The sequence below is a fragment of the Streptomyces sp. HmicA12 genome (assembly GCF_000373565.1).
In the GTDB taxonomy this organism is placed as follows: domain Bacteria; phylum Actinomycetota; class Actinomycetes; order Streptomycetales; family Streptomycetaceae; genus Streptomyces.
Map to the genome: position 1 here is coordinate 154,082 of NZ_KB891808.1, position 19,235 is coordinate 173,316.

Consider the following 19,235-nt stretch of genomic DNA (forward strand, 5'->3'; position numbering starts at 1 on the left):
CTCACGCGAACGCACCCACGGTGACCCCGGCGTCCTCCAGGGCCGCGCGCACCCGCGCCGCGATCCGGGCCGCGCCCGGGGTGTCGCCGTGCACGCACAGCGAACGGGCGGCGACCGCGACGCGCGTACCGTCGACCGCCTCGACCCCGCCGTCCACGGCGAAGCCGACGGAGCGGCGCACCACCGCGTCGGCGTCCTCGACCACGGCGTGCGGCTCGCGGCGCGGGACGAGGGTGCCCTCGGGGGTGTACGCGCGGTCGGCGAAGGCCTCGCGGACCGGGGTGAGGCCCGCCTCCCCGGCGACGGCCAGCAGACGCGATCCGGGCAGGCCGAGCACGGGGAGTGCGCCGCCCGCCAGCTGGACGCCCGCGATCACGGCGCGGGCCTGTTCGTCGTCGCGCACCGTGCGGTTGTAGAGCGCGCCGTGCGGCTTCACGTACGCGACCGTGGCCCCGGCCGCCTCCGCGAACACCCTCAACGCGCCGATCTGGTACGCCACTTCGGCCGCCAGCTCGTCCGCCGGTACGTCCATGGCGCGCCGCCCGAATCCGGCGAGGTCGCGGTACGAGACCTGCGCGCCGATCCGCACACCGCGCTCGGCCGCGCGCTCGCAGACCCGGCGCATCACGCTCGGATCACCCGCGTGGAAGCCGCAGGCGACGTTGGCACTGGTGACGACGGAGAGCAGGGCCTCGTCGTCGGTGAGGGTCCAGCGGCCGAAGCCCTCGCCGAGATCCGCGTTGAGGTCGATCACGTTCTGAGGCACGGTCTCAACGTAGGCGATTGTTGAACGATTCGACAAGAGCCCGTTTTGCGGCGCTGTCGGCTTCCTGGCGTCCGCTTATCGGACACCCCTTGTTCGATCGTTCAACAATCACCTAGGGTCCGGGCGTCCCCCCACCGCCCCCCGTGAAGGCCGCCGCATGATCGTTCTACTCGGCGTGCTCGTGGTGATCCTCGGATTCGTCACGCGCCGCAATCCCGTCCTCGTCGTCGGCGTCGCCGGCATAGTCACCGGGCTGCTCGGCAGGATGGATCCGCAGGAGATCCTCGCCGCCTTCGGCAAGGCGTTCGCCGACAGCCGGTCCGTCACCGTGTTCGCCATCGTGCTTCCGGTGATCGGACTCCTGGAGCGGTACGGCCTGCGGGAACAGGCCCGCACCCTGATCGGCAAGCTGGGCAGCCTCAGCGCCGGCCGCTTCCTCACCGTGTACCTGCTGGTCCGCCAGGTCACCGCGGCCTTCGGGCTCAACAACCTCGGCGGCCCGGCCCAGACCGTGCGCCCGCTCGTCGCACCCATGGCCGAGGCCGCCGCCGAGCGCACCGTGGGCGCCAAGCTGCCCGACCGGCTGCGCGAGAAGGTCCGCTCCTACTCCGCGTCCGCCGACAACGTCGGCCTCTTCTTCGGCGAGGACTGCTTCATCGCGATCGGCTCGATCCTGCTGATCACCGGTTTCGTGAACTCCACGTACCACCAGGACCTCGAACCCACCCAACTCGCCCTGTGGGCCATCCCGTCGGCGGTCTGCGCCTTCGTCATCCACGGCGCCCGGCTGCTCCTGCTCGACAAGAAGCTGGAGCGCGAAATGGCCCTCGCGGCCGCCGAGAACGACTTCCCCCTGCCCGCGACGACCGAGGAGGCCGGCAAGTGATCAGGGTCGAATGGCTGTACTGGCTCGTCGGTCTCGTCTTCGTCGTCATGGCGGTGCAGATGGCGAAGGACCGCACCAACCCCAAGCGCTGGACGTCCGCCGCCTTCTGGGGACTGCTCGGGCTCACCTTCCCCTACGGCACCGGAGTCACCGGCACCGAAGGGTTCACCCTGCCCGCCGAACCGCTCGGCGTCGCCGTCCTCGCGCTCATCGTGCTCGCCGGGTTCAACTTCATCGGCAAGGGCGTGCCCGTGACGACCACGGGCGAGGAGCGCGAGGCATCGGCGGCGAGGCTCGGCAACAAGCTCTTCGTCCCCGCGCTGACGATCCCCCTCGTGGCCATCGTCTGCGCCTCCTTCCTCGACGAGTCCGGCCTGTTCGAGACCGGAAAGGCCACGCTCATCGGGCTCGGCGTCGGCTGCGTCGTCGCGCTGATCGTCGGCATGCTGGTGACGGGCGAGCGCAAGCTGTCCGTGCCGCTGCACTCCGGCCGCTCGATGCTGGAGTCGATGGGCTCGGCGCTGCTCCTTCCGCAGCTCCTGTCCGTCCTCGGCTCGATCTTCGCCGTCGCCGGGGTCGGCACCCAGGTCGGCAAACTCGTCGACGACGTCCTCCCCGAAGGCTCCAAGTACGCCGCCGTGCTCGCGTACTGCGTCGGCATGTTCCTGTTCACGCTGATCATGGGCAACGCGTTCGCGGCGTTCCCGGTGATGACCGCGGCGATCGGCTGGCCCGTGCTCATCCAGCAGATGCACGGCAACGAGGTGGCGGTCCTCGCCATCGGCATGCTCGCCGGGTTCAGCGGCACCCTCTGCACGCCGATGGCGGCCAACTTCAACATCGTCCCCGCGTCGCTGCTCGAACTGAAGGACCAGTACGGGCCGATCAAGGCGCAGCTGCCGACGGCGCTCGCGCTGCTCGGCTGCAACATCGTGTTCATGGCACTCTTCGCGGTCTGAGGGAGAAACAGTGGCAACCCGAGTTCTGCTCACCGGATTCGAACCCTTCGGCGGCGCGTCCGTGAACCCGTCCTGGCAGGTGGCCGAGCTGGTCGCCGCCGCGCCCCCGGAAGGGCTGACCGTCACCGCGGTCCGACTCCCTTGCGTCTTCGGGGAGTCGGTCCGTGCCCTGCGTGCCGCGATCGACGAGACCGAGCCCGAGCTCGTGCTCTGCCTCGGCCAGGCGGGCGGGCGGACCGCGGTCACCGTGGAGCGCGTCGCGGTCAACGTCGACGACGCCCGCATCCCCGACAACGCCGGAGCCCGGCCCATCGACGAGCCCGTGGTGCCGGGCGGTCCTGCCGCGTACTTCTCCACGCTGCCGGTGAAGGCGTGCGTCGCGGCGGTGCGCTCCGCGGGGGTGCCGGCCGCCGTGTCGAACACCGCCGGGACGTTCGTGTGCAACCACGTCGCGTACGGCCTCGCCCATCTCCTGGCCACCGAACTGCCCGACGCACGGGGCGGGTTCGCGCATGTGCCGTGGGCGCCGGAGCAGGTGGTGGACGGCTCGGCGCCGAGCCTGTCGGTGGACCTCGTCGCGCGGGGCGTCGCGGCGCTGCTCACCGCTGCCGCGGTCACCGGGGAGGATCTGCGGGTCTCGGAGGGGGCTACGCACTAGGTGCCGTAGCTCCGGCTGTGCGTGGTCGGGTGCGGGCCCGGTGGGGCTTCTCGCGCAGGTCCCCGCGCCCCTGGGAGCGAGCTCCGCTCGCCCAGGGGCGCCACCGTGACCACAAAGAACACAAGTACACAGGACCGTTGCTCCGTACACCCTTGTCACCGGCGGGAACGATCACGGAGGGTGGCCCGTCATGGGACGAGAGCAATGGAAGAAGATCCTGGTCGGGTCGGCCGGGAACATGGTCGAGTGGTTCGACTGGTTCGTGTACGCGAGCTTCGCGACCTACTTCGCGGGGGCCTTCTTCCCCGACGGCAATCCGACCGCCCAGCTGATGAACACCGCCGGCATCTTCGCCGTCGGGTTCTTCATGCGGCCGGTCGGCGGCTGGCTGCTCGGACGGGTCGGTGACCGCAAGGGCCGCAAGGCCGCGCTGACCCTCACGGTCACGCTCATGTCCGCGTCCGCCGTACTCATCGCCGTCGCGCCGACCTACGCAGTCGCCGGGTACGGCGGCGCCGTCGTCCTGCTCATCGCCCGCCTCCTGCAAGGACTCTCGGTCGGCGGCGAGTACGCGGCCAGCGCCACGTACCTGACCGAGGCCTCCGACCCGAAGCGGCGCGGCTTCGCGTCCAGCTTCCAGTACGTGTCCATGACCGCCGGGCAGATCGTCGGGCTCGGGCTGATGATCCTGCTCCAGCGCACCATGACCGACGGCGCCCTGCACAGCTGGGGCTGGCGCATCCCGTTCATCATCGGCGCGCTCGGCGCCGCCATCATCTTCTGGCTGCGCCGCTCCATGCTGGAGACCGAGGTCTACGCGGAGTCCGCCGACGACGGCGTCACCTCCGCCGACGACAAGGGCACCCTCAAGGCGCTGTGGGCGCACAAGCGCGAGGCGTTCCTCGTCATCGCGCTGACCATGGGCGGCACCGTGGCGTACTACACGTACACCACGTACCTCACCAAGTACCTGTCCAATTCGGCGGGGTTGAGCAAGGAGACCGCCACCCTCGTCTCCTTCTGCGCGCTCATCGTCTTCGCCTGCCTGCAGCCGCTGGCCGGCGCCCTCTCCGACCGCATCGGGCGCCGCCCGCTCCTGATCACCTTCGCCGTCGGGTCGACCTTCCTGACGGTCCCGATCATGACGCTGCTCCAGCACGCGGGCTCCTTCTGGCCGGCCCTCGGTCTGTCCCTGCTCGCGCTGGTCGTCGTCACCGGCTACACCTCCATCAACGCCTGCGTGAAGGCCGAGCTCTTCCCGACCGGCATCCGCGCCCTCGGCGTCGCCCTGCCGTACGCCATCGCCAACGCGCTGTTCGGCGGCACCGCCGAGTACGTCGCCCTGTGGTTCAAGGACGGCGGCATGGAGTCGGGCTTCTACTGGTACGTCGCCGGATGCGCGGCCGTGTCGCTGATCGTCTACCTGAGCATGCGCGAGACGCGTGACATCGACCTGAACCGGGTCAAGGACGCGGATTCGGCCGATTCCCCGCTGGAACCGGCGCTCTGACCGCATCGTGAGACCACGGCCCGGGCCCCGCCCGGGCTGTGGCAGACTGCGGGCGTGCTCTCGTTCGCCATGATTATTGGCAGCAGGCGCGCCGGTCCGCAGTGACCGCCTCGTACGACCAGGTACGGGCGGACACCGTCGTCCTCGACCCGCGCGCAGACCTCTCGCACCCGCGAGGGGTTTTTCTGTTTCTCGGCCCACCCTCAGCCGGGAGAAGAGCGCGGGGGATCATAGATGGACGGTGGAGCCGGTCCTTCCGGTACGAAGACCGAGATCCCGATCAGGAGCCAGATCAGCATGAGCAGCAGCCCGAGCGAACGCACCGGCGTTTCCACCGGCGAACTCGACGAACCCAACGACGCTTTCCATGTCTTCGACACGACGCTGCGCGACGGCGCGCAGCGCGAGGGCATCAACCTCACCGTCGCGGACAAGCTGACCATCGCACGGCACCTGGACGACTTCGGCGTGGGCTTCATCGAGGGCGGCTGGCCCGGCGCCAACCCCCGCGACACCGAGTTCTTCGCCCGCGCGCAGGAGGAGATCGACTTCAAGCACGCGCAGCTGGTCGCCTTCGGCGCGACCCGCCGCGCGAACGCCAAGGCGAGCGAGGACCCGCAGGTCAAGGCCCTCCTCGACTCCGGCGCCCCGGTGATCTGCCTGGTCGCCAAGTCGCACGACCGGCATGTCGAACTGGCGCTGCGCACGACGCTGGAGGAGAACCTGGAGATGGTCCGGGACTCCGTCTCGTACCTGGTGTCCCAGGGCCGCCGCGTCTTCGTCGACTGCGAGCACTTCTTCGACGGCTACCGCGCCAACCCCGAGTACGCGAAGTCGGTCGTCCGCACCGCGCACGAGGCCGGCGCCTCCGTCGTCGTCCTGTGCGACACCAACGGCGGCATGCTGCCCGCCCAGGTCCAGGCGATCGTGCACACCGTCCTCGACGACACCGGCGCCCGGCTCGGCATCCACGCCCAGGACGACACGGGCTGCGCCGTCGCCAACACCCTGGCAGCCGTCGACGCGGGCGCCACCCACGTCCAGTGCACGGCCAACGGCTACGGCGAGCGGGTCGGCAACTCCAACCTGTTCCCCGTCGTCGCCGCCCTGGAGCTCAAGTACGGCAAGAAGGTCCTGCCCGACGGCGCGCTCAGCGAGATGACCCGCATCTCGCACGCCATCGCCGAGGTCGTGAACCTCACCCCGTCCACGCACCAGCCCTACGTCGGCGTCTCGGCCTTCGCGCACAAGGCGGGCCTGCACGCCTCCGCCATCAAGGTCGACCCGGACCTGTACCAGCACATCGACCCCGAGCTGGTCGGCAACCGCATCCGCATGCTGGTCTCCGACATGGCGGGCCGCGCCTCCATCGAGCTCAAGGGCAAGGAGCTCGGCGTCGACCTCGGCGGCGACCGCGAACTGGTCGGCCGGGTCGTCGCGCGCGTCAAGGAGCGCGAGCTCAAGGGCTACACGTACGAGGCCGCCGACGCCTCCTTCGAACTGCTGCTGCGTGCCGAGGCCGAGGGCCGGGAGCGCAAGTACTTCCGCGTCGAGTCCTGGCGGGCGATCGTCGAGGACCGCCCCGACGGCACCCACGCCAACGAGGCCACGGTCAAGCTGTGGGCCAAGGGCGAGCGCATCGTCGCCACGGCGGAGGGCAACGGCCCGGTCAACGCCCTGGACCGCGCCCTGCGCGTCGGCCTGGAGCGCATCTACCCGCAGCTCGCCAAGCTGGAGCTGCTCGACTACAAGGTCCGCATCCTGGAGGGCAAGCACGGCACGTCCTCCACGACCCGCGTCCTGATCTCCACGGGCGACGGCTCGGGCGAGTGGTCCACGGTCGGTGTCGCGGAGAACGTGATCGCGGCGTCGTGGGGTGCCCTTGAGGACGCGTACACGTACGGGTTGCTGCGGGCCGGGGTCGAGCCGGTCGAGTAGGCCGGCCCTTCTCTGGAGCCCCTCCGGCGATCGAGGAGCGGGGTCCGGGGCGGAGCCCCGGACCTCAGCTACGACAAGGCCCACTTCTGATTGCCGGCCCCCGTGCACGTCCAGATCTGCGTAGCGACCCCGTCCGCCGACGAATTCCCGGTCACATCAAGGCACTTGTCCGCCGCGGCGTTCACCAGGTCGCCGGACGATTCGAGGCGCCACTGCTGGGCGCCGGTGCCGTTGCAGTCGTAGAGCTGGACCTTCGCCCCGTCGGCGGTGGAGGCGCCGGACACGTCGAGGCACTTGCCGCGCGCCTGGACCGTCCCGTCCCCCTTCACCGTCCATGTCTGGTTCTGCGATCCGGCGACGCAGGTCCAGATCTGGGCTGTCGTGCCGTTGGCCGTCGAGCCGTCCTTCACGTCGAGGCACTTGCCGCCGAGGCCCTTCAGGGCGCCCGTCCGGTCGGCGGTGCCGCCGGACTGCGTACCGCTCCAGGTGAACGTCGCCGACGTCTTGCCCGGCAGCGAGTAAGTCACGTGCTGGCCGCCCCAGTTGAGGGTGACGTCCTTGGCGCCCGCCGCGTCGTTGTAGGCGATGACGGCCTTGGAGCCGTCGGTGTTGCGCCAGGCGACGTTCGGCACGGCGGACGAACCGGTGGAGGCGATGCGCGCGGCGCCAGGGCGGACGAACTTCGTCAGGTGGCCCATCGTGTAGTACTCGATGTTGTAGTCGACCTGGCCCGAGCGGCCGTCGCCGTCGTGGACGGTGATCAGACCGTCGCAGGTGCCGCAACCGCCGTTGTGGGGACCGCGGTTCTGGTCCACGGCCAGCGACCACTTCGTCACCGACTTCGCCCAGTTACGGGTGTAGTCGATGATGTTCATCATGTCCTCGCGCTGCTGGTTCGCGATCCAGGTGCCGCCGGAGTGCTCGGTCTGGAAGGCGTCCAACTGCGGGTATTTGTTGTGCACTTCGGTCTGCTTGGCGATGTCGCCGCCGTAGCCGTGCCAGGCGATGCCGCCGAAGTTCGGGTGGGAGCGCACGGCCGCGTCGTCCACGGTCGGCGCCGCGTACGCGTCGTAGGTGTCCCAGTTCCAGTCGTGGGCCAGGACCTTGGTCTTCACGCCCGCGCTCGCGAGCTTGGGCAGCAGCTCGCTCTTGGTGAAGTACGCGAGCCCGGAGCCGTTCCAGCTCATCGACGGGTAGCCGGAGCAGCACGTCGGCTCGTTCTGCGCGGTGACGTAGTCGATGGGCACACCGGCCGCCTGGTAGGCCTGGATGTACTTCACGAAGTAGTTCGCGTACGTGCCGTAGTTCTCGGCCTTCAGCCAGCCGCCGTTGAGCTGGCCGCTGTCCTTCATCCAGGCCGGGGCGGTCCACGGCGAGGCCATCACGGTGGCCGCCGGGTTGAGCTGCTTGGCCTGCTTGGTCAGCGGCAGCACGTCGGCCTGGTCGTGGGCGATGGAGAACTTCGCGAGCGAGGCGTCGCTCTGACCGGCCGGGACGTCGTCGTACGTGTAGCCGAAGCGGGCCAGGTCCGAGCCGCCCATGGGGTTGCGGACGAAGGAGAGCCCGATGCCGTCCGTCGGCGAGAACAGCTTCTTCATCGTCGCGTCCCGGGTGGCCGTCGACAGGGCGCCGCTGCTGTTCATCAGCCAGGCCGCGGTGTCGGTGAAGGACGCGCCGCCGCCGGTGAACGTCTGGTAGCGGGTGTTCTCGTCCACGGTGACCACCGTGCCGGACGAGCCGGTGCCCGACTGGAACGACACCGGGGCCTGCTGTTGCAGACCGCGCGTGACGTGCCGCCCGCCGCTGTCGTCGGTGGTGGTCAGCCAGACGGTGACCTGCTCGTTCGCGGCCTGCGCCGGGGCGGCGGACGCTCCGTAGAGGCCGGCGGTGGTGAGGATCCCGGCCAGGAGCAGCCTGGTCGGTCGCCGGGTTCCGCCCGATCGTGCTGCTGATCGTGTCCGTGTCGATCGCGTGGGGGTGTGCACGATGCCTCCTGAGTCTCAACTCGCAACACTCATGGCTTAGTTCAAGACGTGAGTTAAAGGGTGTTCCATGTGTGCGTCAAGACTTCACGTCACGAATGCTCCGACCCGTCATTCACACCCGGACTGGGTTAGCGTCGAGGTATGAGGCCCCTCGTAGCGGCCCTCGCCGCGACCCTGCTCGCGCTCGGCGTCCCGGTGGCCATGGCGCCCGGCGCCTCTGCCGCCACGGACGTATCCGCCGTCGCTGACGCCCTGCAGAAGAGCCCCGTCTACGTAGATCCGGCCGCCGGCACCACGCTGACCTCAGCCGATGTCGACGAGCTCGAAAAGACGATCAAGGACGCGAACAAGCCGGTGATGGTGGCGGTACTGCCCGCCGACGTCCCGAAACAGGACCTGTTCACGAACCTGCGGACCAAGACGGGCATCGTCGGTGTCTACGGGATCCGGCTCGGCGACGCCTTCGACGCGCGCGCCGACAGCTCGGTGATGTCCCGTGACGCCGTTCACAACGTGACGACCAGTGTCCAGGGCGAGCCGGTGAAGCGACAGCTCGACGACTTCGTCGACAGTGCCCTTCGCACGGCCAGGGGCACGGCGCCGTCCTCCTGGGGCGTGGACGACGGTGACGGCGGGGTGCCCGTGGGCGCCCTCGTCGGCGTCGGTGGCGTCCTGGTCGTCGGCGGCGCGGGCGCGTACGCGCTGGTGCGCCGCAATCGCCGCAGGCGGGAGGAGGAGCAGCGGGCCGCCCTCGAAAAGCTGCGGGTCGTCGTCGACGAGGACATCACCGCGTTCGGCGAGGAACTCGACCGGCTCGACTTCCACCCGGCCGAGGCGGGCGCCGACGACGCCATGCGGGCCGACTACGAGCGGGCGCTCGACGCGTACGAGAAGGCCAAGCAGTACATGGGCGCCGCCGAGCGCCCGGAGGACGTGCGCGGGGTGACGCAGGCGGTGGAGGACGGCCGCTTCTCGCTCGCCCTGCTGGCCGCGCGCCGAGAGGGCCGCCCGCTGCCCGAGCGCCGGGCGCCCTGCTTCTTCGACCCGCGGCACGGGCCGTCCGTGGAGGACGCCGAGTGGACGCCGCCGGGCGGTGCGGCGCGGCAGGTCCCGGTGTGCGCGGCGGACGCGACGCGGCTGCGCGACGGGGAGGAGCCGATGGTGCGGACCGTGGACGCGGGGTCGGGCGAACGGCGGCCGTACTACGACGCGGGGCCGGTGTACGGGCCGTGGGCCGGCGGCTACTTCGGCGGCGGGATGCTGCCCGGGCTGCTGGTCGGCACGGTGTTGGGGTCGATGATGGCGAGCCCCGCGTACGCGGCGGACTACAGCTCCGGGTACGGGGACTTCGGGCCCGGCGCCGGGTACGAGGGCGGGGACTACTCCGGGGCCGACTTCGACTCGTCCGGCTTCGGGGACTTCGGCGGTGGCGGCGACTTCGGGGGCGGCGGTGGCGGAGGCGGGGACTTCGGGGGCGGCTTCTGAGGCGCCCTGAAGACGCCCTGAGGACGCCCTGACGATGCGGGGCGCTACCGGGTCCGGCCGTGTCCGATGCGCCGGGCGAGCAGCATCAAGGCCGTGCCCGCGGCCAGCAACAGCCCGGCCACAGTGCTGAGTTGGGCGACGTGCGACTCGGCCCCGGTGGCGGCGAGCCGGGCCACGGACGGGCCGGGCAGAGGTGCCCGGACCGACAGGGCCGACAGGTGCGACGGGGTGTCGACGACGGTGGTGCGGGCCGCCGTGTCGTTCGCCGGGGCGGGGTCGCACACCTCCGCGGCGATCGTGGCCGTCACCCGGTACGCGCCCTCGGCGTAGTCCTCGGGCCGGGCCGTGAAGGCGTAGTCACGGGTGGCGTCCGGGGCGAGCGCGCTCACCGCGCAGGTCGCCCGCGCGCCGCCGAGCTCGCAGATCGTGGCCGGGCCCGTCTCCAGGACGATGCCGTCAGGGAGGTCCAGGGTCAGCGTCCCCCCGGAGGAGGCGGGACCCGCGTTGCGCACCGAGACCGTCCAGGAGCCGAGCCCGCTCGGCCGGAGGCGGTCGGGAGCGGTCAGGGTGACGGACAGGTCCGCCTCGTCGGCGCGGGCACCGGCGTACGCGGCCGGGGCGAGCGTCAGGGCGGCGACGGCCGCCGTGGCCACGGCGCGGGCGAGCCGGACGGTGTGGGTGTGCACAGGGTTTCTCCTGGAGGGGCTGGGCGGGGCCGACGGCATCGCCGCGGGGACGCGCATGCGGACCGTATGCCCCGCCCGTGGCGCGCCCGCGTATTTCACCGACCCGCGGTGCGCCCTCCGGGGGACTTCGCTGGGCCGTTCGGCCCGCTTCCAGGTGCGGGCGGCTCCGGCGCCGGGGGGAGCAGCGCCGACTTTCGTCACCCCGTCCCCGTCCTTTCGGCTGACCGCTTCCAGCCCGTCGGCGGACGCGCCGCCGGCCACGCCGCTCGTAGCGTCGCCGACATGAGACGCGCGATACCCGCCGTGGGGCTGTTCCTCCTGGCGCCGGTGGTCGGGGAGCTGCTGCTCGGCGCGACCTCCGGCGACATGGTGGGACAGCTGCCGATCATGGCGCTGCTGTACGGCGGCGGTGCTCTGCTGATCCGCGAGGCCGTCCGGCGCGCGGGCCGGGGATGGTCCTCGATCCTGCTCCTCGGCGCCGCGTACGCGCTGGTGGAGGAGGGGCTCCTGGATCAGATGCTGTTCAACGCCGCCTACTCGGGCGACTACGACATGGTCTCGGTGACGCACGTGCCGTTCCTGGGCATCGGCGGCTACGGACTGCTCTCGGTCCTCGCCGTGCACGCCGTGTGGAGCATCACCGTGCCGATCGCGCTCATGGAGGCGCTGGTCCCGGACCGCGCGCGGCAGCCGTGGCTGGGCCGCACCGGGCTGTCCGTCACCGCCGTCCTCTTCGTCCTCGGGGCGGTGGTCGTCGGCTGGGGCAGCTACGACGACTCCCACTTCATGGCGCCCTGGCCGCGACTGGCCGGCACGGCCGCGGTGGTGGTCCTGCTCGTGGCCGCCGCGTTCCGCATCCGGCCCCCTGCGCCGGGCCGGTCCACGCGCGGTGCGCCTCGCCCCGTCCTCGCCGGCGCGGCGGCACTGGTGCTGACCAGCGGTTTCTGGCTGGTGCTCCAGCCCAGCCGGTGGGGCGTGGCGGCGTCCCTCGCCGTCGCGGTCGCCGCCCTGGCCCTCGGGATCTCCTGGTCGAGGAGGTCCGGCTGGGGACCGCGCCAGGAGTACGCGCTCGCCGCCGGCGCCACGCTGACGTACGCCTGGATCGGCTTCGGCCAGACCCCCGACGTCGGCTCCGCCGGCACCGCCAACCTGATCGGCCACATCGTCCTCGCGGTCGCCGCCGTGGGGCTGCTGTGGGTCGCCGGGCGCCGCGTCAGGGGCACGGCCGCGTCACGACCGCGCCCGGGGACGGGTCAGCGCCAGCACGCTGAGGCCGAACATCAGGATGCCGAGCGGGACATGGACCGACGGCACGTGCGCGATGCCGAGCACGACCTGCGCCGAGGCGAGGACGAGGAACCCCGTCGCGTACAGGACGGGCCGGGGCGAACCGCCGCCCGGCTTCCAGGCGAGGACGGCCGCGAGGACGTAGAGCATCGACGCGGCGTACATCACGCGGGCGCCGACGCCGTGGATGACCTCGCCGTAGTGCGCGGTGAGCAGCAGCCCGGCGCTGACGGCCTGGAGGAAGATCGTCGCGGTCTGCAGGGCGACCGTGACCTGGAGGAACGTGGTGCTGCGGGGAGCGGTCGCCGTCTGGGTGGCCATGGTGAGGTCCCTTCTCCTGCCTGCCGGCAGTGGATCTTCTGTACGGTTCCGGTACTCCGACGACGCAGGGTCGGAAAACGTCAGGAACGTCAGGGGGGACGGCACTATGACGACAGAAGTGAGCGCGGTGGCCGGTGAGAGACGGCATCTGACCAACCTCGCGTACCGCATGCTCGGCTCGCTCGCCGAGGCCGAGGACGCCGTGCAGGAGACGTACGCCCGCTGGTACGCCAGGTCACCGCGGCAGCGGGCCGCCGTCGAGAACCCCGCCGCCTGGCTGACGACGGTGGCGTCCCGCGTCTGTCTCGACCAGCTGGGCTCGGCACGGGCGCGGCGCGAACGCTACGTCGGCGCGTGGATCCCCGAGCCGCTGCCCGACCGCACCGAGTGGCCCGGCGGCGACGTGGCCGACCCGGCGGACCGGATCACGCTGGACGAGTCGGTGAGCATGGCGTTCCTCGTCGTACTGGAGTCGATGACACCGGCCGAGCGAGTGGCGTTCGTCCTGCACGACGTCTTCAAGTACGCGTTCGCGGAGGTCGCGGAGATCCTCGGACGGACCCCCGCGGCCTGCCGCCAGCTGGCGTCGTCGGGCCGCGGCCGGATCCGCCGCGGGGTGCCGGACGCGGCGACCGAGCACGCGCGACAGGCCGTCCTGGTAAGGGACTTCAAGCAGGCGTGGGAGGCCAAGGACATCAAGGCGCTGGTCGGCCTGCTCGACCCGGCGGCCACGATGACCGCCGACGGCGGCGGTGTCGTCAGCACGGCGCTGCGCCCCGTCGAGGGCGGCGAGGAGATCGCCCGCTACCTCGCGTTCTTCGCGGAGAAGGCCCCGGGGCTCACCCTCCTGGAGCGGACGGTGAACGGGGCGCCGGGGCTCGTCGCACGGTTCGCCGGGGCCACCGCGACCGTGGCGGCGTTCGGCTTCGCGGGCGGCCGGGTCACGCACATCTGGGCGGTGCGCAATCCGGAGAAGCTCGGGGCGTGGGCGTAGGGCATTGCCACCGTGGGGCCCCCTCGGGTAGGAACCCCGCATGCTGACAGGTGGCAGGATCGGGCTGCGGGCCCGGCACGAGGACGACGTCCCGGTCCTGAAGGACGGGCTCTACGACGACGTGGTCAACACCTCGCGGGCCGACGGCAGACCGTGGCGGCCGATGGCGTCCGGATCGAAGTTCTCGGTGGACGACACGGACGAACAGAACCTCCCGTTCTCCGTGGTGGAGCTGGACGGCGGCGCGCTCGTCGGCGCCGCGACGCTCTGGGGCATCGACCTCCACCACCGGTCCGCGCACATCGGCCTCGGCCTGCTGCCGTCCGCCCGCGGCAAGGGCTACGGCACCGACGTCGTCGCCGTCCTGTGCCACTACGGCTTCGTCGTACGTGGCCTGTGGCGGCTGCAGATCGAGACGCTGACGGACAACCACGCGATGCTGCGCGCCGCCGAGCGCAACGGCTTCGTCCGCGAGGGCGTGCTGCGTTCGTCGTCCTGGGTGATGGGCGCGTTCCTGGACGAGGCGGTACTCGGCCTCCTCGCCCACGAGTGGAAGCCGGACGCCCCGGAACTCAGTCGCCGGCCCGCTTGAGGATGACGGCGATCTCGATGGCCTGGCCCGCGCCGAAGCTGGGGGCGAGGGTGCCGACCGCCTGCCAGCCGTCGCGGCCCAGCTCGTTCAGCTGTTCCTCGACCTGGCCGTAGTCGAAGCCCTTCATGCCGAGCTTGTACGTCAGGACCTTGTGCTCCCACGGTGCGGCCATGCTCCGGTCTCCCTCGCTCGTTCCACCCGGCTCTCCCTCGATACTCGGCCAGGACGGGCCGGCGCGCCCGGCGACCGTGGCGCGCCCGCCGCCCCCGCGAGGTTCACCGGTGCAGCGACGTGCGCTCCTCCTCGCTCCCGGTCGCGGGCGGCAGCGCCTTCGGTACCTGCGCCCCCTCCCCGAACATCCACCGGGACAGCGCCGCCCGCAGCCGCTCCGTCGCCCGGACCCGCCGCCGCACCCCGTGCTCGTCCGTGTCCGGCGGGGCCTCCAGCGCGGCGGGCTGTTCGTGCTGGGTGAGCCGGTACAGCTCGGCCCGCTCCAACGGTTCGTGGACCTCGACGTACTCGCCGTGCGGCAGCCGCTTGATCCGCCCCGTCTCGCGGCCGTGCAGCACCTTGTCCCGGTCCCGTCGCTGCAGCCCCAGGCAGATCCGCCTGGTCACGACGAACGCGAGCACCGGCCCGGCGAACAGCGCGATCCGCGCGGTCCAGGTGATGGCGTTCACCGAGAGATGGAAGTGCGTGGCCCACAGGTCGTTGCCGCCGGCCGCCAGCGCGACGAGGAAGCCCGTCAGCCAGGCCACTCCAAGTGCCGTACGGACAGGGCGATTTCGCGGGCGGTCGAGCAGATGGTGCTCGCGCCGGTCGCCCGTGATCCACGCCTCCACGAACGGATACACCCCGATGAGGACCAGCCACAGCGGGAACGCCAGGAACGGGACGAGGACCCCGAGCGCGAGCGTGTGCCCCCCGACCACGATCTCCCAGCCGGGCATCACGCGGACCAGCCCCTCCGCGAACCCCAGGTACCAGTCGGGCTGGGCGCCGGTCGACACCTGGTCGGGGCGGTACGGGCCGTACACCCAGACCGGGTTGACGGACGCGACCGCCGCGATCAGCGTCACCACGCCGAACACGAGGAAGAAGAAGCCGCCCGCCTTGGCGACGTAGACGGGGAAGAACGGCTGGCCCACCACGTTGCGCTCGGTCTTTCCCGGGCCGGGGAACTGGGTGTGCTTGTGGTAGAAGACCAGGATCAGGTGTGTGACGACGAGCGCCGCCATGATGCCCGGCAGCAGCAGCACATGGATCGAGTAGAAGCGGGCCACGATGTCGCCGCCCGGGAACTCGCCGCCGAAGAGGAAGAACGACAGGTACGTCCCGACGACCGGGACGGCGAGGGTCATCCCCTCGATCAGCCGCATGCCGGCGCCGGACAGCAGGTCGTCCGGCAGGGAGTACCCCAACAGGCCCTCGAACAGCGCCAGGAACAGCAACAGCCAGCCGAACAGCCAGTTCAGCTCACGGGGCTTGCGGAACGAGCCCGTGAAGAAGTGCCGCATCATGTGCACGAACATCGCCGCCACGAAGATCAGCGCGGCCCAGTGGTGGATCTGCCGGATGAGCAGTCCGCCGCGTACCTCGAAGCTGATGTCGAGCGTCGACGCGTACGCCTCCGACATCCGTACACCGCTCAGCGGGACGTAACTGCCGTGGTACTCCACCTCGTTCATCGACGGATGGAAGAAGAGGGTGAGGTAGACGCCGGTGAGGATCAGGACGAGGAACGTGTAGAGGCAGACCTCCCCCAGCAGGAACGACCAGTGGTCGGGGAAGACCTTGCGCAGGTACCTGCGGCCCAGGCCGTACACGCCGAGCCGTCCGTCGGCCCAGTCGGCGACGCGCTCACCCGCCGGCGCGTCCGTGCTCTTGGTCATCGTGAACCTCCCGTAGGTGCTCACAGAGACGACTGATCAGGCGGCAGGAATGTGACATCGGCGGTTGGTTGCCTGCTCAACGGGGTTGTTGCGCGCTGAACGGCTGGCGGTTTCCGGCGCCCTACCCGTCCGTACCGCGGCCGTCCGGGCCCGACGTATGGACCTTGATCGCCCTAAGCCCGACATGGGCGAGAAAGGATCAGGTCAAGTGTCGAAAGGGGGCGCGTCGCACGCATGGACGTTTGCGAACGGGCAATGATCCGCGTGGTGTTCACACGCTGCACATCAATCACATCCGTTGCACACAACCGAGACGGAGAGCCGGTCATGAAGAAGCAGGCGCAGGAAGCGAAGAAGAGCTATGCGAAGCCCGCGATGGTCAAGCAGGGCGACTTCACCAAGGTGACGGCCGGCTACTTCGTCGGCTCGTACAAGGAGTGGATCGTCCGCCGCATCGTCTGACGCCCCGCTGCCTGACGCCCCGACGTCCGACGCCCTGTCGCCCGCACCCTGTGGGCGTGCGTCAGCAGATGCGAACGAGAAAAGGTGAAGATGCCCGGCCGCCCGCCCGTACAGCCGCCCCACGCACGCGACTGCTTCGTCGTCCTGCCGGACACCCCGGCGGGCCGGACGGCGGCCGGGCGTCTCCCTTCCACGGAACCCGGCGCACCGGTGTTCCGGTACCCCTCCGGCCGGCCCTGGCTGATCGCCCGTACCCCGTTGCGCCACGTCAGCAGTGCCGAGCGCGGCCCGGACGCCGTGGTCGTCATCGGCCCCTGCGAGGTCACCGGACTCGGCGCCGACCTCGACGCCACCCGCGACCACGCCGGCCTGCACGACCGCCTCGCCCGTCGGCTGCCCGGCGTCCACCACGTCATCTCCCGCCGGGGCGCGGAGAGTTGGGTGCGCGGCACGGCGACCGGACTGCGTCGCGTGTACGCCGCCGAACACGCGGGGGAGTGCCTGGCCTCCGACCGCCCGGCCGTCCTCGCCCACCTCACCGGCGCCCGCCTCGACGAGACCGGGCTCGCCCTGCGCCTCCTCGACTTCGTGCCGCACCCGCTCAGCGGGCGGCCCGTGTGGCGCGGCATCACCGAGACCGACCCGGCGCACGCCCTCGTCCTGCGCCCCGACGGAACGCACCGCACCCGCCGCTGGTGGCAGCCGCCCGCACCCGAACTCCCGCTGTCCCAGGGCGCTTCGACGCTCGGTACGGCCCTCGACGCCGCCGTTCGCGCGCACGTCGCCGGCCGCCCCCGCATCAGCTGCGAACTCTCCGGCGGGCTCGACTCGACCTCGCTCACCTTCCTCGCCCGGCGCGCGGCCCCCGACGCCCGCATCGACCTGGTGACGGTCGCCTCCCGGGAGCGCCACGCACAGGACGAGGGCTGGGCGCGCCGCGCCGTGGAGCTCCTCGACGGCACGGGCATCGCCCACCACCTCGTCCCGGCCGACGAGGCGCCCCTCTTCTACGCGGACGTCGCCGCCCCGCCGGGCCCCGACGAGGTTCCCACCGACGAACCGCTGCCCGTCGCCCCGGCCCGCGCCCGCGCGCTGCTGCCCCTCGCCCGCGCCGCCGCCCACGGCTCAGGCTGCCACCTCACCGGCTACGGCGGCGACGAACTGTTCATGGCGCTGCCGACCGTCGCCGCCGACCTGTTCCCCGGCCGGCCCCTCGCGGCCTGGAACCGCGTCGGCGCCGTACGCCACCAGCTCGGCTGGCCGCTCGCGGGCACCCTCCGCGCCCTGCTCGCCCGCCCGTCCTTCCGTACGTGGCTGGCGGGCGCGGTGTCGGACACGGCCCCGCCTCCGACCGCCCGGACTCCGCAACTGGGCTGGGGAGTCGTCCAGTCCCTGCCGCCCTGGCTGACGCCCGACGCGCGCACCCTGATCCAGGACGCCTTCCGGGCGGCGGCCGCCTCCGGCGCCGAACCCTTCGGGCCGCGCCCCGGCCGCCACCTCGACCTCGACACCGTCCGTATCGGCGCCCGCCACTTCCAGGCGATGGAGGACCACGGCCTCGCCCTCGGCCTGCCGGTCGCGGCGCCGATGTACGCCGACCACGTCCTGGAGGCGACCCTGTCGGTACGTCTGGCCGACCGCATCGACCCCGGCCGCTACAAGCCCCTGCTCACCGAGGCCGTCCGGGACACCGTGCCCGCGCCGCTCCTCGCCCGCACCACCAAGGACCACATGAGCGGCGACATCGTCCAGGGCCTGGCTCAACACGCCGACGAAATCCGGCGGTTGTGGGACCCGGACGCCTCCCGGCTGGCCGCCCTCGGCCTGGTGGACGTCGCCCAACTCGACGCGCTGGCGGCCGACCCGTACGCACCGCCGCACACCCGGTGGTCCATCGACGCGACGGTGGCCTGCGAGATGTGGCTGCGGGCCACCGACTCCACGCACAGAGAGGCACTGACCCCGTGAAGGCGCTGAGGCTCAGGGACGGCATAGCCGTGACACGGACCGACTACGGGGGCGTACTCCTCGATCAACGGGCCGGTGAGTACTGGCAGTTGAACGACTCCGGCACCCTCGTCGTCACAACGCTCGCCGAGGGGCACGACCTCGGGACGGCGGTCGACCGGCTGATGGCGGAGTTCGACATCGACCGGGCCCGCGCCGAGGCCGACGTCGCCGAACTCGCCCAGCGGCTCGTCGACGCGAAGATGGCCACGCCGTGAGCACCGAGATGACGATGCCACGGCCGGGCGCCACCCGCGGCCCGCGCACCCGCACGGCCGTGGCCCTCGCCCTCGGCCTTGCCCGCCTGCGCCCGGACCGCCTGCGCCGTTTGCTCACCCTCCTCGCCCGCGGCGCCCGCCCCGCCACGCACGAAGAGGCCCTGGCGGCCTACGACTCGGTGGTCACCGCGAGCCGCCGCTGCGCGGGCTGGTACGGCTGCCTGCCGAGATCGGTGGCGATCGCCCTGCTGTGCCGGACGCGGGGCACCTGGCCGACCTGGCACGCGGGGGTCCGCGCGGCCCCACCGTTCGCCCCGCACGCCTGGGTGCAGACGGGGGACCGGATGGTGGGGGAGAGGGCGGAGGCGGGGGAGTACTGCCCCCTGATGACGGTGGCCCCGTAAGGGGCGCGAGGAACGGCGCGAGCAACCACCCCCACCCCCACCCCCACCCGCACCCGCACCCGCGAACGAACAACCGGACCCGAGCTCTGAGGGCGCGAGGAACGGCGCGAGCAACCACCCCCCACCCGCACCCGCGAACGAACAACCGGACCCGAGCTCTGAGGGGCGCGAGGAACGGCGCGAGC

Annotated in this window: 19 protein-coding genes; 12 read left to right on the top strand and 7 right to left on the bottom strand. The window is 71.6% G+C overall.

What is annotated here, in order from left to right; genetic code table 11:
- Position 1: 1 nt before the first annotated feature.
- Positions 2-754 carry a LamB/YcsF family protein gene (locus B072_RS0117825; protein WP_026245973.1) on the bottom strand — a complete coding sequence of 251 codons (753 nt, stop codon included), beginning with the start codon at positions 752-754 and terminating at the stop codon, positions 2-4.
- Between the two features lie 169 nt (positions 755-923).
- On the opposite strand from B072_RS0117825, the gene B072_RS0117830 reads away from it, so the two are divergent.
- The 5 genes from B072_RS0117830 (at position 924) to cimA (ending at position 6,717) form a co-directional block, all read left to right on the top strand.
- Complete coding sequence (locus B072_RS0117830; protein WP_018531320.1) at positions 924-1,652, top strand: DUF969 domain-containing protein; 729 nt, start codon at positions 924-926, stop codon at positions 1,650-1,652.
- Entirely contained in the window at positions 1,649-2,611 is a 963-nt protein-coding gene (locus B072_RS0117835; RefSeq protein ID WP_018531321.1) for a DUF979 domain-containing protein, read from the top strand. Before B072_RS0117830 ends, B072_RS0117835 begins: the two co-directional genes overlap by 4 nt.
- 10 nt (positions 2,612-2,621) lie before the next feature.
- Positions 2,622-3,269 (top strand): pyroglutamyl-peptidase I, encoded by a 648-nt coding sequence (pcp, locus tag B072_RS0117840; protein WP_018531322.1) that lies wholly within the window; start codon positions 2,622-2,624, stop codon positions 3,267-3,269.
- 190 nt (positions 3,270-3,459) lie between these two features.
- Positions 3,460-4,779, top strand: a complete 1,320-nt coding sequence (locus B072_RS0117845; RefSeq protein ID WP_018531323.1) for an MFS transporter — start codon at positions 3,460-3,462, stop codon at positions 4,777-4,779.
- A 297-nt stretch (positions 4,780-5,076) separates the two neighbouring features.
- Entirely contained in the window at positions 5,077-6,717 is a 1,641-nt protein-coding gene (gene cimA / locus B072_RS0117850; RefSeq protein ID WP_026245974.1) for a citramalate synthase, read from the top strand.
- Positions 6,718-6,785: 68 nt separating this feature from the next.
- Here the strand turns inward: cimA and B072_RS0117855 are convergent, their stop codons facing one another.
- Positions 6,786-8,702 (bottom strand): ricin-type beta-trefoil lectin domain protein, encoded by a 1,917-nt coding sequence (locus tag B072_RS0117855; RefSeq protein ID WP_018531325.1) that lies wholly within the window; start codon positions 8,700-8,702, stop codon positions 6,786-6,788.
- 141 nt (positions 8,703-8,843) lie between these two features.
- Here B072_RS0117855 and B072_RS0117860 point away from each other — a divergent pair, with 141 nt between their 5' ends.
- Positions 8,844-10,187 carry a hypothetical protein gene (locus B072_RS0117860; RefSeq protein ID WP_018531326.1) on the top strand — a complete coding sequence of 448 codons (1,344 nt, stop codon included), beginning with the start codon at positions 8,844-8,846 and terminating at the stop codon, positions 10,185-10,187.
- A 44-nt stretch (positions 10,188-10,231) separates the two neighbouring features.
- On the opposite strand, the gene B072_RS0117865 is transcribed toward B072_RS0117860, so the two are convergent.
- The 3 genes from B072_RS0117865 to B072_RS49210 all read right to left on the bottom strand — a co-directional run bounded on the left by B072_RS0117865 (position 10,232) and on the right by B072_RS49210 (position 12,481).
- Entirely contained in the window at positions 10,232-10,873 is a 642-nt protein-coding gene (locus B072_RS0117865) for a DUF11 domain-containing protein (RefSeq protein ID WP_018531327.1), read from the bottom strand.
- A gap of 767 nt (positions 10,874-11,640) precedes the next feature.
- The gene (locus B072_RS49205; RefSeq protein ID WP_158689204.1) at positions 11,641-12,036 is read right to left on the bottom strand and encodes a hypothetical protein; all 396 of its coding nucleotides are present in this window, start codon (positions 12,034-12,036) and stop codon (positions 11,641-11,643) included.
- A 67-nt stretch (positions 12,037-12,103) separates the two neighbouring features.
- On the bottom strand, positions 12,104-12,481 hold the full coding sequence (locus B072_RS49210) for a hypothetical protein (RefSeq protein ID WP_078506473.1): 378 nt from the start codon (positions 12,479-12,481) through the stop codon (positions 12,104-12,106).
- A 106-nt stretch (positions 12,482-12,587) separates the two neighbouring features.
- On the opposite strand from B072_RS49210, the gene sigJ reads away from it, so the two are divergent.
- Both sigJ and B072_RS0117880 read left to right on the top strand, forming a co-directional pair.
- Positions 12,588-13,475: an RNA polymerase sigma factor SigJ gene (gene sigJ, locus B072_RS0117875; protein WP_026245976.1), complete on the top strand. Its 888-nt coding sequence runs from the start codon at positions 12,588-12,590 to the stop codon at positions 13,473-13,475.
- 40 nt (positions 13,476-13,515) lie between these two features.
- Positions 13,516-14,067: a GNAT family N-acetyltransferase gene (locus B072_RS0117880; protein WP_018531330.1), complete on the top strand. Its 552-nt coding sequence runs from the start codon at positions 13,516-13,518 to the stop codon at positions 14,065-14,067.
- On the opposite strand, the gene B072_RS0117885 is transcribed toward B072_RS0117880, so the two are convergent.
- The gene (locus B072_RS0117885; protein WP_018531331.1) at positions 14,048-14,239 is read right to left on the bottom strand and encodes a DUF4177 domain-containing protein; all 192 of its coding nucleotides are present in this window, start codon (positions 14,237-14,239) and stop codon (positions 14,048-14,050) included. The genes B072_RS0117880 and B072_RS0117885 overlap by 20 nt on opposite strands.
- A 103-nt stretch (positions 14,240-14,342) precedes the next feature.
- Positions 14,343-15,959 carry a cytochrome b gene (locus tag B072_RS0117890; RefSeq protein WP_018531332.1) on the bottom strand — a complete coding sequence of 539 codons (1,617 nt, stop codon included), beginning with the start codon at positions 15,957-15,959 and terminating at the stop codon, positions 14,343-14,345.
- Positions 15,960-16,286: 327 nt separating this feature from the next.
- Between B072_RS0117890 and B072_RS47760 the strand changes: the two genes are divergently transcribed.
- The 4 genes from B072_RS47760 (at position 16,287) to B072_RS43385 (ending at position 19,050) form a co-directional block, all read left to right on the top strand.
- On the top strand, positions 16,287-16,421 hold the full coding sequence (locus tag B072_RS47760) for a keywimysin-related RiPP (RefSeq protein WP_018531333.1): 135 nt from the start codon (positions 16,287-16,289) through the stop codon (positions 16,419-16,421).
- A 90-nt stretch (positions 16,422-16,511) separates the two neighbouring features.
- Positions 16,512-18,389 carry an asparagine synthase-related protein gene (locus tag B072_RS0117900; RefSeq protein WP_106432887.1) on the top strand — a complete coding sequence of 626 codons (1,878 nt, stop codon included), beginning with the start codon at positions 16,512-16,514 and terminating at the stop codon, positions 18,387-18,389.
- A gap of 5 nt (positions 18,390-18,394) precedes the next feature.
- Entirely contained in the window at positions 18,395-18,646 is a 252-nt protein-coding gene (locus B072_RS0117905; RefSeq protein ID WP_026245977.1) for a lasso peptide biosynthesis PqqD family chaperone, read from the top strand.
- Positions 18,643-19,050, top strand: a complete 408-nt coding sequence (locus B072_RS43385) for a lasso peptide biosynthesis B2 protein (RefSeq protein WP_018531336.1) — start codon at positions 18,643-18,645, stop codon at positions 19,048-19,050. Before B072_RS0117905 ends, B072_RS43385 begins: the two co-directional genes overlap by 4 nt.
- The last annotated feature ends 185 nt before the right edge of the window (positions 19,051-19,235 follow it).